The following is a 16,434-nucleotide window of genomic DNA, read 5'->3' on the forward strand; positions in this document are numbered from 1 at the left end:
ATTCACAACTTAGTAAATATTAAGATTTCAATACACTTAATTAAAATGTGTCCAATCGGTGTAGGTACTAGTCGTTCAAATCAAGTTAAAAAAACAGATACAGGCAAGCTGTGGTTAATGCTTGTGGGAGTCAATAAATATCAAGATAAAGGACTCCCGATGCTAAATTATTCATATGTCGATTGTGAGGGTTTAGCGGATGCTTTGACTGGTGCTTCCAGACAATTTCCGCAAAAAGAGGTAAAAATTCACCACGATTTTGCTTCTTTACCACCTTCAAAGGAGAATGTGCGTGTCAGTCTCCAAGAAATTACCGCTGCTGCTAAACCGCAGGATATGGTTTTATTTTATTTCTCCGGACACGGAATGCTAGAACCAAATTCTCAGGAAGCATTTTTATGTTTGGCAGATACGCAAAAATCAAACTTGAAAAATACAGGTTTAAAATTACAAGAACTATTACAATTGTTAGATAATTGTCCAGCGCAGAATCAGTTAGTTTGGCTGGATGCTTGTCATAGCGGTGGAATGACGCTAAGGGGAACAATCAGAGAACCGCTGTTGAACCCGACAACGCAATTAGTAGAGGTATTACAGCGAACTGCTGCAAAAAGTAAAGGTTTTTATGCTTTGCTTTCTTGCGATAATAATCAGCAATCTTGGGAATTTCCCGAATTGGGACATGGAGTTTTTACTTATTATTTAATGCACGGGTTGCGAGGTGAGGCAGCAGATTCAAAGGGGATAATTTCTGCTGATGGACTTTATCGCTATGTTTATCATCAAACGTTGCAATATATTGATAAGACTAATCAACAATTACGATTAATTAATCAGCAGAAAAGAGGCAAAGGAGATACTCAGCTTGAGCGCGAATATCCTTTACAAACTCCTAAACGAATTGTTGAAGGAGTTGGGGAAATAATTTTAGGAGTTAGGCAAGAAAAAGCTGATGATGATGTGCATCGCCGATTGGGGATAGTTGTAGAGGGACTATCAGGAAGTACGACAACTTTAGATATTAGCAAGTTTTTGGGTAGTGTTGGCGGTTTTAACTTAGAATATTTGCAAGCGACAAAAGCTGCTGCTGAGGATGTGCGTTCATCGATCGCTCGTGTTTTAGACTCGCCCGAATCAGAAACTATTTTACTTTATTTGCGCGGACGCATCGAGGAAACTGAAGCTATCGATGGTTTGGTGCTGGGAGAAGATATCCGCATCAAGCGATCGTGGTTAAAACAACAACTACGTCACTGTAATGCCAAACAAATCATCATCCTCGATTGTCCTGCTTCTGCATCTCTACAAGATTGGGTAGAAGATTTGCAAATCGACTCCCAAGAGGGACAGTGTATAATTGCTTGTGCTTCTTTTGCGTCGTCAACTGAAAAATTCGCCCAAACTTTATTTGATACTTTAACAGCGGCAGCGGAAGCAGACGGATTATCTGCGGCTGGGGCGATCGCTCAATTGCAATTACAATTAGCCGGTAGCGATATTCCTTTCTACGTCTGGCTTTCCGGTACACAAGGTATCATCGAAATCTTAAGAGAAAAAACTTACATGCAAGGGCGAGAAGAAAAAGCAGGTTTAGATTTAGGTATCTGTCCTTACATGGGATTAAGTGCTTTTTCAGAGAATGATGCCCAATATTTTTATGGGCGTGAAAGCTTAATTCAGCAGTTAATTCATCAATTGCGCGATCGCTCATTTCTCGCCGTCGTCGGTGCTTCTGGTAGCGGTAAATCTTCAGTTGTCCAAGCCGGTGTCATTCCCCAACTGCGACTGGGTAAACAAATCCCCAGCAGCGAACAGTGGTTAATTAGAACTTTGCGCCCAGGTGCAAATCCCATAGAGGTTTTGGCACAACGGCTGGGAGGAGAGAAAAGTGGGAGAGGGGGGGAGTGGGAGAGGGGGGGAGTGGGAGACAAGGGGACAAGGGGACAAGGGGACGATGAGAATAATTCTTTCCCCCCATCCCCCCATCCCCCCCTCCCCCCCTCTCCCCCTCCCCATCTCCTCCTAGAAGGAATCCTCCACCAGGGTGTAGAAAGCTTCGTCTACTGGCTGCGTAATCGACCGGAACCTATGGTAGTTTTGGTGATAGACCAATTTGAGGAATTATTTACTCTTGCCTCAACTACAGACAGAGAGCGCTTTTTAGAATTGGTGCTGGGGGCGGCGGAATATGCGAAAGACCGTTTTAAGTTAATTATTACTTTACGAGCGGACTTTATTACCTCTTGTTTGGAAGTACCGAGACTGGCTGAAGTTTTACAGGAGTCGAGTGTATTAGTTCCACCCAGGCTGAGTTTAGACGATTACCGACGGGTGATTGTTAACCCGGCTCAACAAGTAGGGTTAAAACTAGAACCAGAGTTAGTAGAAGTTTTACTGCGAGAGTTAAATCACTCGGTCGGCGATTTACCCTTATTGGAATTTGTTTTAGAGCAATTGTGGCAACATCGCTCCACAGGTGAGTTAACTTTGCAAGCGTATCAAGACGAACTAGGTGGAATTAAAGGAGCATTAGAGCGATCGTCTCAAGCTGTTTACGAAAGTTTAGACCCCCAAGCGCAAGAATGTGCTAAGTGGATTTTTCTGTCTTTGACGCAGTTAGGAGAGGGTACAGAAGATACTCGACGACGGATACACAAATCAGAGTTGATTGTGAAAAAATATCCAGCTGCGTTGGTGGAAAGAACTCTGCAAGCGTTAACTGCTGCCAAGTTAATTGTGATGAACTTGGAGGAAGAGGAGGAGGGGAGAGGAGGGGAGGAGGAGGGGGGGACAAGGGGACAAGGGGGACAAGGGAGACAAGGGGATGAGGGAAAAATTTCTATATCTTCATCTTCCTTGTCCTCCCCCTCCTCCTTGTCTCCCTTGTCTCCCTCATCTCCCTCATCTCCCCCATCCCCCCCACTCCCTACTCCCCACTCCCCACTCCCTCCAGTGACGGTAGAAGTTGCCCATGAAATTCTAATTCGCCATTGGTCAACTTTGCGCTGGTGGTTGGAGGAAAATCGTAGTAGATTGCGATCGCAACGTCAAATTGAGCAAGCTGCACAATTATGGTTGCAAAGTGGTCAGCAATCTGATTTTTTGTTGCAAGGTGTGCGGTTGGCTGAAGCGGAAGATATTTACATCAAATACACTGATGAACTTTCTGCGGATGTTCAGCAATTTATTGAAGCTTGTTTACAAGAAAGAAAACGCCAACAATTTCAAGAAAAAAGAAGACTTCGACAAGCTCAAAGAGCCGTTGTAGCACTTTCGTTTTTAGGAATAGCAGCTTCGAGTTTTGCTGGTTTAGCTTATTTCCAAAGTCAAAAGGCTCAACTTAGAGAAATCGTAGCATTAAATTCATCATCGGAAGCTAAGTTTTTATCGAATCAGCCGCTTGATGCACTAATTGCTAGTGTCAAAGCAGGTAAGCAGCTAAAGCAAATTATTGGCGCACCAACAGATGTGCAATTTCAAACAGTAAGTTCCTTAGGACATGCACTTTCTAACACTCAACAACTCAACCGTTTGCAGAAACATAGCAAAGCTGTAAACAGTGTTAAATTTAGTCCTGATGGTCAGACAATTGCTTCTGCGAGTGATGACCAAACAGTGAATCTTTGGGGACGTGATGGTAAGTGGTTGCGAACTTTGACAGGACATCAGCGCACGGTTAGAGATGTCAGCTTTAGCCCTGACGGTAAAATGATTGCTACTGCTAGTTTTGACTACACTGTAAAGCTGTGGCGCATAAGTGACGGTGCTTTAATTAAAACTATTAACGCTCATTCGGCTGAGGTTTATAGTGTATGTTGGTCTGCTGATGGTAATATGATTGCTTCTGGTAGTGCTGATAGAACTATTAAAATCTGGAGAGTTAGTGATGGTCAATTATTAAAAACTTTGTCAGGTCATAATGGTGATGTCAATAGTGTCAGTTTTAGTCCCGACAGTCAAACAATCGCTTCAGGTAGCGCTGATAAAACTATTAAAATCTGGAGAATTAGTGACGGGACTTTGCTAAAAACTTTAACTGGGCATACTGCGGCAGTTAACAGTGTGGCTTTTAGTCCTGACGGTAAAATAGCTTCAGGTAGTGCTGATAAAACTATCAAAATTTGGAGAATTAGCGATGCTATGCCAAAAACAATTTCAGCACATAGCGATCAAGTAACATCGGTAAGTTTCAGCCCCGATGGTAAAACTTTAGCCTCAGCTAGTTTTGATACCGCAATTAAACTTTGGAATTTCCAAGATGGCACTCTGTTGCAAACTTTCCTGGGACACACTATAGAAGTCTTTGGTGTTAGTTTCAGCCCGGATGGTCAGACTTTAGCCTCAGCTAGCGGAGATCAAAGTGTTATACTTTGGCGGCGAGACAACAGTTTAATTAAAACTCTCACTCAACAGAACTTTGGGGTAAATAGTGTTAGTTTCAGCCCACAAGGTAATCTCCTGGCAACAGCCAGTGACGACAAATCAATCAAACTTTGGCAACTACCGAATATGACTTTGCGCTTTTCTCTAGAAGGATTAGACAAGTTGCCTAATGGACTGGGACATAGAGATGCTGTTTATGGTGTCAGTTTCAGTCCAGACGGGCAAACTCTGGCTTCTGCTGGTGCTGAAGGCTGGGTGAAACTGTGGCGAACTCGTGACGGCTATATGATCAAAACGCTGCTAGGACACGAACATGAAGTTAATAATGTCACTTTCAGTCAAGAGGGAGATATTCTCGCCTCAGCAAGTGCGGATGCAACTATTAAATTATGGCGAGTAAAAGATGGCAAACTTATTAGAACCTTAACAGGACATAACGGTGAAGTTTTTCGCGTCCGTTTTAGCCCTAAAGGTGATATTCTCGCTTCCGGTGGCAGAGATAACACAGTGAGAATCTGGCGAGTAAGCGATGGTAAGTTACTGCGAACCCTCACTGGACATACTAATGCTGTAGGTGGTATAAGTTTTAACGCTAAAGGTGATATCCTCGCTTCTGCTAGTTCTGATAAAACTATAAAACTTTGGCGGGTAAGCGATGGTAAGTTACTACAAACTCTGCTAGAGCAACCTGAGGCAGTTTGGAATGTAACTTTTAATCCGCAAGGTAACATGATTGCTTCTAGTGACGGCAATACAGTGAAATTATGGAGTATTGATGGTATAGAAATAAAGACGTTTTCGGGACATAGCCAAGCTGTCAACGATGTCAGTTTCAGCCCTGATAGTAAAATGATTGCCTCTTCCAGTAAAGATGGTACGGTTAAATTTTGGCGTATTGATAGCAAAGAACTGCAAACCACAGATTTAGATCATCTGTTGACTCGCAGTTGTCGATGGTTGCATGATTATTTAGAGAATAGCCCCAAGCTTAGTAACCAAGAGCGGGATTTGTGTTTCGATTTGAAACAGTAGAGTTGACAGGCTGTAAAATTTGGCGTTGGTTAACCAAAATTTGTTCTCTACGGGGAGGGTTAGGAGGTTTCACGGGTTTCTTTTTGATATTGCCTTCACCAATTCTTTGTGTGTTATCTCCTGCACCAGTCACGGGTGCAGATACGATTGGTTTGACAGTAACGCTGGGTGTTTTTACTGGCTTTTTCACAACTTCACCAGCAAAACTAGATGTTGCACTAGCCAATACTATTGGTAAAGCGATCGCCATTACAATTTGCTTTTTCATATGAATTTTGGTGTATTCTCTTCTTAGGTACAGTGGTTTTTATTATTAGCAAAGCTACTATCGCAGCGGACGAGGTGGCTTCTTCGGTCGGGGATTGACTGTTGCAACTCCTATTTTTCTCACTCCGATAAAAGTCGTTCGCGAAGTGGTTGTTACTTGTCCTATTTTCCGCAGTCGTATAGGATTTGGTGGCTTTTTTGGTTGCGGATTGACTGTTGGTTTTCCTATTTTTCTAACTCGTATCGGAGTTGGTGGCTGTTTTGGTCGCGGATCAACTCTTGATTCTCCTATTCTTCGGGAAATTTCTTCTGTTTGGTCTAGTTCATTGTCCAGTCGTGCAGGAGTTGGTGGTTGTGTTGGTTGCGGATCAACTCTTGATTCTCCTATTCTCCTGGAAATTTCTTCTGTTTCTTGCTGTAAATCATTCTCCTGTTTATTACCTGACTTTTTCAGACCTTTTTCGATTTTAGATTTAAGAGTGAGAATTGTGTGACTTAATTTTGACAATAATTTAAGAAACTTAAATCTACTCACCTTGAAAATAACTCGTATCACCCTCAAAACTCGCTTTTTCATCTTAAATAATCTCCTGGTGTGTGAGAGACTAAAACTTTTGTTGCAATACGTTTACCTACCCAATGCCATGAAAGCATTCCCGAAAATAGCGTAAACTTGCCAAAACTTAAATAGCCTCAATCTTTTTCTATTTGCATCGTTTCACAGACTTAATAGATATCCTTGAGTTGTTTTATGCAGTCTTCTGTCGTTTTGGCGATCGTAGATTTGCACGGTTTTTATTTGCCGTTGGGCTGAAAAGTCTTAGTATGCTGATACATGGCGTATCACTTAATCCAAAAATTTAAATCCCAACTCGCAAGACTACCTCGATCAAGTATTTGTTCCTGGTAATATTATATACTTAAGTATGACTATAATACGTTCTACTTAGTTATCGCAACCGAATAATTTAAGATTTATTTTATAAAATATAGTTAAGCTCATCCCATGCAGTCGCGCAATTGTGGGATGAGAGCCAGGATTATGCTATATTTGCCCTGATGAGCGCTTATATGGCGTGCGATCGCCTTTAATTATAAGACAGACTTACGCAGTAAAATTAACGTAGGATATGAAGCGCCAAAAGTACGGCATCCGCAATTTAAATTTCTTAACTGGAGATAATAAGCATATGCCATATCAAGATATTGCCGATTTACCTGACTCAGTTAAAAATCATTTACCCAAACACGCATCTGAAATATTTATTGCTGCGTTTAACAATGCTTTAAAAGAATATGACGAAGAAGAAGCAGCATTTAAAGTCGCTTGGGCAGCGGTAAAGCGTGACTACGAAAAAGGGGAAGATGGCAATTGGCATAAAAAAAGTTAAACCTAGACCACAACCGATTTAACTTCTATTTATTGGTTACAGTTTATGACCGTATTAACACAGGCATCATCTGCTGATTGCAGGTAGAAAATACTTGAAGCTGCTTTATAGCAAAAATTTACGCACGAGTTAATAGTTCCAGATTATGACCATTGGGGTCATAAAAGTAGAAGCCACGCCCCCCTTTCCTGTGGTTAATCTCACCTTTATTATGATGCATGGGGTCACTACTGTATTCAAGACCTGCCTCTTTTACCCGTGCAAAGATACTATCAAATTCCTCTTCACTGACATGAAATGCATAATGATGTGACTCAAATTCCTGGCGATCGGCAAAGTCAAGCGTTAGAGTATCATTGACTTGCACGGGGGCAAAGTAACTAAAATCCGACTCAACCTTTAAACCAAAAATTTCTGCAAAGAACCGTGCCGATGTTTCCTTATCGCGTGCGGGTACTATAGTGTGATTTAAAATAATCGTCATGTCACACTTCCTCCTTTGTCTTAAAATTGATAACAAAAAAGTTTTTTACTACATTCGTGTGCTTCTCTTCTATCTTATCTTTTTGTCACTGACACCAGTAATTGTTAAGAAATATGTGGAAAATATATAGATTTTTATGAGATAGGAAAAGTAATAAAACTAAAAGATAATCGTCAATAATTCATCCGCAAGATAGTTATCATCTAATTTATCAAACATCTAAAATTGAATCAAACTACTTTTAATAGTAAAAAATTATGCTTGGTATCCTTTGGGGCATTGTAGTTATACTTGTCGTCTTTTGGGCATTGGGATTAGCATTTCATATTGCAGGCAGTCTAATTCATGCACTGTTACTTCTAGCAATTGCTCTTGCTGTTTACAACTTCCTCAAAGCACGTACCGATTTTTAGAGGATATCTCAAAAGTAAGGGTGTTGGTAATTAAAATAGGACTTACGCACTCATGTCGTAAAAGCTTGAATTTACGTAGGGGCAATTCATGAATTGCCCCTACAAGACTTTAGGAAAAGCGCTCATTCCTCTAAAAATATCAATTTGCTTAAAAACATTAATAAACGTAAAATAGGGCGGGTTTTCCGGCACACCTCACAACAATACTAAAAGTTTTGTGGGGTACGTATCCTGTCCGTTAATATGCAACGCCTATTTTATAACTAATTACGTATACCAAATTCTATCAGAATACGTTTACTCATAGCCTGATTTAGCGGATTTTTTCATAAAACCTTAATTTTTCTCTACTTAAGTATATAGATTTGTAAAGTTTTCCGGATATATCCTTCAACAAGAATGCATAAACTCGTAGCAGCCAACCTAGAAAAACTTGACTCTTATTAAATAATCAGTATTTATATCAACATAAAAATTTTACGTATATTTTCGAGATTGGTTGCTATTACCCGTATCGGAATTTAAACAAAATGTCTCCATTAGGCGTTGCTACTAGTCGATCAACTTATGCTTTAGAAACCGGACACGCAAAACTTTGGTTGGTGTTGGTGGGTGTAAACCAATACCAAGATGAACGATTGCCGTCTTTGCGCTACTCAGCGGTTGATTGTCAGGGTTTAGGAGAAGCTTTAGCTGATGCAACTCAAGCTTTTCCGCAGACTGAAGTGTGGACTCACCACGATTTTTCATCAGAGTTGCCGACACTAACAAATATTCGTACTACTTTAAAGCAAATTGCTGCTGCGGCTCAACCACAAGACACGATTTTATTTTATTTTTCTGGACACGGGATGCTAGAGTCAAATGGGCAGGTAGTTTTGTGTCTGGCAGATACGCAAACCAATAATTTACTGAATACAGGTTTAGGATTACAGGAATTATTACATTTATTGGGACATAGTGGAGCGCAGACTCAGTTGGTATTGTTGGATGCTTGTCATAGCGGTAGTATGTCACTCAAGGGAGCAAAAGGAGAAATACCAAACCGCGAAAACTTGACACCGCAAATGGTAGATTTGTTGCGGCAAAAAGCGAAAAAGAGCAAAGGATTTTATGCGTTGCTTTCTTGTGACACAGATCAGCAATCTTGGGAATTTCCGGAATTAGGACACGGAGTCTTTACTTATTATTTAATGCGGGGGTTGCGAGGTGAAGCTGCTGATGGACGCGGTTTGATTGAAGCGGATGGTCTTTATCGATATATTTATCATCAGACGCAGCAATACATCGAGCAAACTAATCAACAACTGCGACTGATTAATCAGCAAAAAAGAGGTAGGGGAGAAACCAGACTTTATTCAGAATATCCTTTGCAAACTCCGAAGCGGATTGTTGAAGGAGTTGGGGAAATTGTTCTTGGCTTAAAATCAGAAGTTGTAAAATCTTCCTCTTTGCGACAAGCGCTGATTGTTGAGGGACTGACGACTAATAAGACGACTCTCGATTTTTGTAAATTATTGCGCGGTGTTGGTGGCTTTGAGTTAAAGTATTTGCCACAAGCTGATAAAATAAGTGCTTCATATATTCAAGAAGGAATGCAGAATTGCTTGCAGAAAAAGCAAGATTCTCAAAGTTTAGAACATGAGGCAACAGTTTTATTATATCTGCGCGGAAGAATAAAGGAAACTTCAGCGGGTGAAGCTGTGTTGGTAGTGGGGTCGGATATTGAATTGAGTCGCTCTTGGTTAAGACAACAACTCAGGCGATCGCCTTACACTCAACAAATTATCATCTTAGATTGTCTTTGTGACCAAACGCAACAAGTCTCATTACAAGATTGGCTAGAAGACTTGCAACTAAGTTCCGAACAAGGACAGTGTATCATTGCCGCAGCTTCCCCAAAAGACAATCCCGAACAATTCGCCCAAGTTCTCCACGATACCCTGAAAGCTGCCCAACAGCAAAATAGTTTATCGGTAGCTAGTTGGATTACTCAATTGCAACTATCTTGTTCAAATACATTGCCATTGCACATTTGGGTATCCGGGATTCAAGGCGTTATCGAAATTATACCTACCACTGGCATCAGAGATATCAAGTTAACGGAAGGAATTGATTTAGGACTTTGCCCTTACCGGGGATTAAGAGCTTTTACTCCTGAAGATGCTCAGTATTTCTACGGTAGAGAAGCTTTAACTCAGCAACTTATGCATCACTTGGCAAGTAAGTCATTTCTTGCCGTAGTTGGTGCCTCTGGTAGCGGTAAATCATCGGTTGTGCAAGCGGGATTAATCGCTCAACTGCAACGCGGTAAACAATTACCCGGTAGCGATGAATGGTGGATTAAAAGCTTTCGTCCTGGTGCAAATCCGCTCTTAGCTTTATCGCGACGCTTGGTGGATAGCGGTACTGAGAAAGAAAAAGCTTACCAGCAAATACAACTAGAACAAATGTTGTATCAAGGGGGACAAGGATTCGCTCACTGGTTAAGTAACCGACCAGAACCAGTAATTGTGTTAGTTATAGACCAGTTTGAGGAATTATTCACCCTTGCTAAAGCTGCTGACAGACAGCGCTTTTTAGAGCTTATCTTGCAGGCGTTGGAATTAAGCGAAGGTAAGCTGAAAATAGTCATCACTCTGCGGGCAGATTTTATCGCACCTTGTTTGGAAATACCGAAATTAGCGCAGCTTTTGCAACAGTCTAGCATTCTCGTACCGCCTTGTTTAAATGAAGAGGAATATCGCCACGTTATTATTAACCCTGCCGAACAAGTCGGTTTAACAGTTGAGCCAGTGTTAGTTGAAGTGCTGTTGCGAGAGTTACACCGCTCACCCGGAGATTTACCGCTTTTAGAATTCGTTTTAGAGCAGTTGTGGGAACATCGAGTTGCAGGTAAGTTAACTTTACAAGCTTATCAGCAGCACTTGGGTGGAATTAAAGGAGCGCTGGAAAGTAAAGCGCAAGCTGTTTACGAGAGTTTAGACGCTGAAGCTCAAGAATGCGCTCGTTGGATTTTTCTATCACTGACGCAATTAGGTGAAGGTACGGAAGATACTCGGCGACGGGTGTATAAATCAGAGTTAATTGTGAAAAAATATCCGGCGCCATTGGTAGAAAAGACACTGGCAGCGTTAACTGCTGCAAAGCTGGTAGTGGTGAATTTGGAAGAAGGAGGGAGGGGGAGAGGGGGAGAGGGGGGGAGGGGGGAAGGGGGAAAAGGAGACAAGGAGACAAGGAGACAAGGAGACAAGGAGAATAATTCTTTCCCCCTGTCTCCCCCTCCCCCTCTCCCCCCCTCTCCCCATCCCCCCCTCCCCCCCTCCTCTTCCGTGACGATAGAAGTTGCCCATGAGGTGCTGATTCGCTACTGGTCTACTTTGCGATGGTGGTTAGAGGAAAATCGTGGTAGATTGCGATCGCAACGTCAAATTGAGCAAGCTGCACAGCTGTGGAAACATGGGGGTGAACAAGCTGATTTTTTGTTGCAAGGTGTGCGTTTGGCTGAAGCGGAAGATATTTATATCAATTACACTGAGGAACTATCTTTTGATGTTCAACGATTTATTGCTGCTTGTCTAGAAGAAAGACGACGACAACAACTGCAAGAAAAACGCCGACTCAAACAAGCGCAAAAAGCTGTTACTGTTATCAGTATCTTGGGAATAGCTGCTTTTTCTTTTGCAGGTTTAGCTTATCAGCAAAGTCAAAAAGCCCAGTTGCGAGAAATACAAGCTTTAAATTCTTTGTCAGAAAACTTTCTTTTCTCGCATAAACAACTAGAAGCACTATTAACTAGTGTTAAGGCAGGGCAAGAGTTAGAGAGGATGATGTTTTTCAGTCAGGTGATGTATCCTGATACTACAAAACAGATTAAAACTGCAATTACAACTACTTTACAACAGGCGATCGATCAAACTCAAGAACGCAACCGTTTGATAGGACATAATTCTTGGGTGAGTAGTGTCAGTTTCTCTCCCGATGGACAAATGCTAGCTTCGGCAAGTACTGATACAACTATCAAACTTTGGAAGCGTGATGGCAAGTTACTTCACACTTTACGCGGACATAGCGATGGAGTCAATAGTGTGAGTTTCTCTCCTGATGGTCAAATTATTGCTTCGGTAGGTACTGATGCAACTATCAAACTTTGGAGTCGGGATGGCAAGTTGCTGAAAACACTTTCCGGACATAATGATGGAGTTAATAGCGTTGCTTTCTCCCCTGACGGTCAAATGATTGTTTCGGGTAGCGATGATGATTCTATCAAACTCTGGAGTCGGGATGGCAAGTTACTGAAAACTCTCACCGGACACAGCCAAGGTGTAGATAGCGTTACTTTTTCACCTCAAGGTGATATTATCGCTTCTGGTAGCGACGATCGCACAATTAAACTGTGGAGTCTGGATGGTCGCTTGCTGAAAACTCTGAGCGGACATACCGATGAGGTTTTGAGTGTAGCTTGGTCAAAAGATGGACAAACAATTGCTTCTGCTAGTGCTGATAATACCGTAAAACTGTGGAGTCGTGACGGTCGTTTACTTAATACGCTAACTGGACATAACAGCGATGTTAGAAGCGTTAGTTTTTCACCTGACGGTAAAATCATCGCTTCGGCGAGTGTTGATAAAACTATCAAACTTTGGAGTTTGGATGGTCAATTGTTGGGGACTCTACAGGGACATAACCATGTAGTCAATAGCGTTAGTTTTAGTTCAGACGGTCAACTACTTGCTTCCGCTAGCGATGATTATACCATAAGACTTTGGAACTTTGATATCAATGCGCCAAAAACTCTTGTTGGACATCTCGATAGTGTGAATAGCGCTTGGTTTAATTTGAATGCTAATACCGTTTTCTCGGTCAGCAACGATAAAACGATGAAATTGTGGAGTTTAGACGGTAAGCTGCTAAAATCTATTCCTTCGCCGATTAACGATATTACCAGCATTAGCTTCACTCAGGATGAAAATACGGTGGCAACAGCGAGTGCTGATAATACTATCCAACTGCGGAAACGTGATGGCTCTTTGCTTTATATCCTCAAAGGGCATACTGATTGGATAATTAATATGAGCTTCAGTCCTGATGCGAAAATCCTCGCTTCTGCGAGTACTGACAAAACTGTTAAACTCTGGAGTATTGACGGTCGCTTGCTAAATACTCTCAAGGGGCATAACGGTTGGGTAACTAATGTTGAATTTAGCCCAGATGGTCAATTGTTAGCATCAGCCAGTGCTGACAATTCTATCAAACTTTGGAGTCGCGATGGTCGTTTGTTGAAAACTCTTAATGGACATAATGCTAGTGTTTGGGCTTTAACTTTCAGCCCAGATGGTAAGATAATAGCTTCTGGCAGTCAGGATGGTACAGTCAAACTTTGGAGTCGTGACGGTAGCTTGTTGCAAAACTTAACCGGACATATTGATGCGGTTAATAATTTGAGTTTTTCTCCTGACGGTAAAATGATTGCTTCAGCTAGTGATGACGACACCATCAAACTCTGGAGTGTACACAGTGGTATGTTGCTGAGAACTTTTCAGGGACATACTGGTGATGTCAGAAGTGTGAATTTTAGTTTAGATGGTAAGATGATTGTTTCGGCAAGTCAAGATAAAACAGTAAAAATTTGGCGGTTAACGGGGATAGAGCTGCAAACATTGAATTTGTCGCAATTATTAAAGCGTGGATGCGATCGCTTGCACGATTATCTGACAACTAACCCCCATTTTAATACAGGCGATCGCAATATCTGCCAGAAGGGGGAAGGGTGAAAGGGAAAAGGGGAAGGGCGAAATGTAGCGATCGCCCCTTTTGTGAGAATATATAATCAAGCGATCGCTCATAATTTAGGTGTAGTGACATCGTTTTTCCTGGTAGTGTATAAATAAGAGCGATCGCTCACTTGCAGAAATACTCATACAGCCTTTTTACTACTCTAACCAGTTCTCTAATTGCAAATTAGGTATATTTTCAAAATCTTTGATATTGTTCGTAACCAAAATATCTTTACGAGAACGGACAACGGCAGCAATTAGTGCATCTACTTCTCCTGTTGGTCTACCAATTTGCCTCAATTCACCTTGGATTTTACCAAATTCTCTGGCAGCATCTATATCAAATGGCTCAATGGGTAATAGTTCAGTTAGTTGTGCTAGTGTTTCTAAATTTTTTTCAACTTGTTTAGAACAGTAAACACCTTTGTAAAGTTCTGAAACTACTATTGTAGAGAGATAGCATTGGCTAAAATAGCGATTAAATATAGGTACTAGTTTGGGATTGCCGTTAAGCAGTGCAATGCAAATGTTAGTATCTAGGAGATACATTAGTGTTTTTCCTATTCATCTATTGAGTCTATCACCCTTCCTTGGTAAGTATGACGCTGCTGGTCAATTTCAGCAAAGATGTCTATTAACTCTGGTTGATCTTGCCAAACTCCAAATAATTGATTTAATTTTGCTAGTCTTTCTTCATCTGTTAAGTCTAGTTTTGCCTCCACAGGTTCATTAGGAGGAAGTTCTAGATTAACGATTATTTCTGCTCCATCAGGAATACTGTGAATTTGCTCTAATAATTCAATAGTTTGACCACGTTTGATTCCTCTAATCTTCATTGTATGGTTATTCCTGTAATCACTACTATTCTAATTTAAGATAATTTTATCATTGCAACTTTGCCAGATTATAAACGAATGGGACGCACGGTTTCGCTGCAAAAAACCCGGTTTGTTTAACAAACCGGGTTTTTAGGGTAGTATGCGATCGCTAACGATTAAACAGCGTTAAGGGACTTCCAAAAAATAAATTATCCAGTAGGGTGTGTTAGGCTTTGCCTAACGCACCGGCTAACAGATATAGGAATGAGCGCAAAACTCAAGTCTCGTAGGGGCAATTCATGAATTGCCCCTACCTAAATTCAATTGGTGACGACATGAGTGCGTAAGTCCTAAGATAATAGGTGCCGTACTTTCGGCGTAACACACCCTACTACTGGTACGCAAGTGTTAAAGTTTTTCTCTCTATTAGTCCGTCAAGGCAACTTTGCCAGATTATAAACGAATGGGACGCACGGTTTCACCTGCAAAAAACCCGGTTTGTTTAATAAACCGGGTTTTTAGGGTAGCGATCGCGCTAAGAAAACAACCTTACTATGAAACTCTTAAGATAAAAATAGTCGGTCATATGTCTTAGTACCTGATGCAGTAAGATCGCCTGTTAGCGGCTCAAAAGCTTCACCCAACTTACCCAACACTGAATTCACTAGATTATCAGTAGCATCTTTGACTCCCATAATAGACACCCATGTATCTAGCTGAGTCATCAAGTCGCTAGCACCAGCACTTGATTTGTCAATAACGACAGACCAATTGCCATTACCAATGACTATGCTGTTACTGGTAAAGACTTTGTTGCCACTACCAATTACTGTATTGTTACTGCCAAAGTCAAAGTTACCATTACCAAGAGTTGTGTTGTTATTTCCAAAACTCCAATTGCCATTACCAAGGGTTGTATTGTCACTAGTAGAATTCCAATACCAGTTACCATTACCAACAGTTCTGTTGTCATGAGAGGCATCTAAATTCCAGTTACCATTACCGATGGTTGCGTTGCGAGTACTGGAGTCCCAAAGCCAATTGCCATTACCGATAGTTGCGTTGGCGTTACCGTAATCCCAGTTGGCATTACCGATGGTTGCGTTCTTAATCCCAAAGTCGTGATTGCCATAACCAATGGGTAGTTCACCTTCTGGGGTAGAAAATACGTTATCTTTGCCATTGAAGGGTAAAATTCCTTCTAAGGCAACGTTCAAAATATCAAACGGTATTTCCTTATCTTGACTGCCACCAGCAAATAAGCTGAGGAACGGGTTGCTACCATCAGTATACGAACTGTCACCACTAGCAAGTTCGTTGACAGCGTTGACACCGCTGTTAAAGCTGAATATATCATTCCTGAACAGCTTCAACAAATCTGACGGTGTTTGCAAAGGTGTATTGTTACCTTCTGCAAACAGATTTCCAGAGTTAAGAATTTCAGTTACGTTTAAGATATTAGCTTGGACAGTCTTTAATATTTCCGAGGATGATAACTGAGGCACACTGCCATCACCAGTTAAGAATGTTAGCTTGTTGTCGTTACCGAAGATGAATTGCGAGATATCGAAGGATGGTTGCTGAGGTGCATCACCACTTGCAAACGGGTTCTCACCACTTGCAAACGGGTTCTCACCACTTGCAAACGGGTTCTCACCACCTGCAAACGGATTCTCACCACCTGCAACCAGATTTTCACCACTTGCAAACGGATTCTCACCACTTACAACCAGATTTTCACCACCTGCAACCAGATTTTCACCACCTGCAAACGGATTCTCACCACTTACAACCAGATTTTCACCACCTGCAACCGGATTTTCACCACTTACAAACGGGTTTTCACCGCTGGCATTCAATACCAAACCT

Annotated in this window: 10 protein-coding genes; 4 read left to right on the forward strand and 6 right to left on the reverse strand. The window is 41.4% G+C overall.

Features of this window, described 5'->3' with window-relative positions; all coding sequences use genetic code 11:
- Positions 1–45: 45 nt before the first annotated feature.
- On the forward strand, positions 46–5,415 hold the full coding sequence (locus AABK37_RS22485) for an nSTAND1 domain-containing NTPase (RefSeq protein WP_432553760.1): 5,370 nt from the start codon (positions 46–48) through the stop codon (positions 5,413–5,415).
- On the opposite strand, the gene AABK37_RS22490 is transcribed toward AABK37_RS22485, so the two are convergent.
- Positions 5,372–5,683, reverse strand: a complete 312-nt coding sequence (locus AABK37_RS22490; RefSeq protein WP_432553747.1) for a hypothetical protein — start codon at positions 5,681–5,683, stop codon at positions 5,372–5,374. The two genes, AABK37_RS22485 and AABK37_RS22490, sit on opposite strands and share 44 nt — an antisense overlap.
- A 57-nt stretch (positions 5,684–5,740) precedes the next feature.
- Complete coding sequence (locus tag AABK37_RS22495; protein WP_432553748.1) at positions 5,741–6,259, reverse strand: hypothetical protein; 519 nt, start codon at positions 6,257–6,259, stop codon at positions 5,741–5,743.
- A 553-nt stretch (positions 6,260–6,812) separates the two neighbouring features.
- Between AABK37_RS22495 and AABK37_RS22500 the strand changes: the two genes are divergently transcribed.
- Positions 6,813–7,073 (forward strand): ChaB family protein, encoded by a 261-nt coding sequence (locus AABK37_RS22500; protein ID WP_432553749.1) that lies wholly within the window; start codon positions 6,813–6,815, stop codon positions 7,071–7,073.
- A gap of 118 nt (positions 7,074–7,191) precedes the next feature.
- Here the strand turns inward: AABK37_RS22500 and AABK37_RS22505 are convergent, their stop codons facing one another.
- A complete protein-coding gene (locus tag AABK37_RS22505) occupies positions 7,192–7,557 on the reverse strand; it encodes a VOC family protein (RefSeq protein ID WP_432553750.1) in 366 nt (121 codons plus the stop codon).
- Positions 7,558–7,814: 257 nt separating this feature from the next.
- Here AABK37_RS22505 and AABK37_RS22510 point away from each other — a divergent pair, with 257 nt between their 5' ends.
- The gene (locus AABK37_RS22510) at positions 7,815–7,970 is read left to right on the forward strand and encodes a lmo0937 family membrane protein (protein ID WP_432553751.1); all 156 of its coding nucleotides are present in this window, start codon (positions 7,815–7,817) and stop codon (positions 7,968–7,970) included.
- 530 nt (positions 7,971–8,500) lie between these two features.
- Positions 8,501–13,744 carry an nSTAND1 domain-containing NTPase gene (locus tag AABK37_RS22515; protein ID WP_432553752.1) on the forward strand — a complete coding sequence of 1,748 codons (5,244 nt, stop codon included), beginning with the start codon at positions 8,501–8,503 and terminating at the stop codon, positions 13,742–13,744.
- Positions 13,745–13,903: 159 nt separating this feature from the next.
- Here the strand turns inward: AABK37_RS22515 and AABK37_RS22520 are convergent, their stop codons facing one another.
- The 3 genes from AABK37_RS22520 to AABK37_RS22530 all read right to left on the reverse strand — a co-directional run.
- A complete protein-coding gene (locus tag AABK37_RS22520) occupies positions 13,904–14,296 on the reverse strand; it encodes a type II toxin-antitoxin system VapC family toxin (RefSeq protein WP_432553753.1) in 393 nt (130 codons plus the stop codon).
- An 11-nt stretch (positions 14,297–14,307) separates the two neighbouring features.
- A complete protein-coding gene (locus AABK37_RS22525) occupies positions 14,308–14,583 on the reverse strand; it encodes a hypothetical protein (protein WP_432553754.1) in 276 nt (91 codons plus the stop codon).
- A gap of 545 nt (positions 14,584–15,128) precedes the next feature.
- Positions 15,129–16,434, reverse strand: a 1,306-nt coding sequence (locus AABK37_RS22530; RefSeq protein WP_432553755.1) for a hypothetical protein, incomplete at its 5' end; no start/stop codon positions are given.

Source organism: Tolypothrix sp. VBCCA 56010 (assembly GCF_050875635.1).
Classification (GTDB): Bacteria; Cyanobacteriota; Cyanobacteriia; order Cyanobacteriales; family Nostocaceae; genus Hassallia.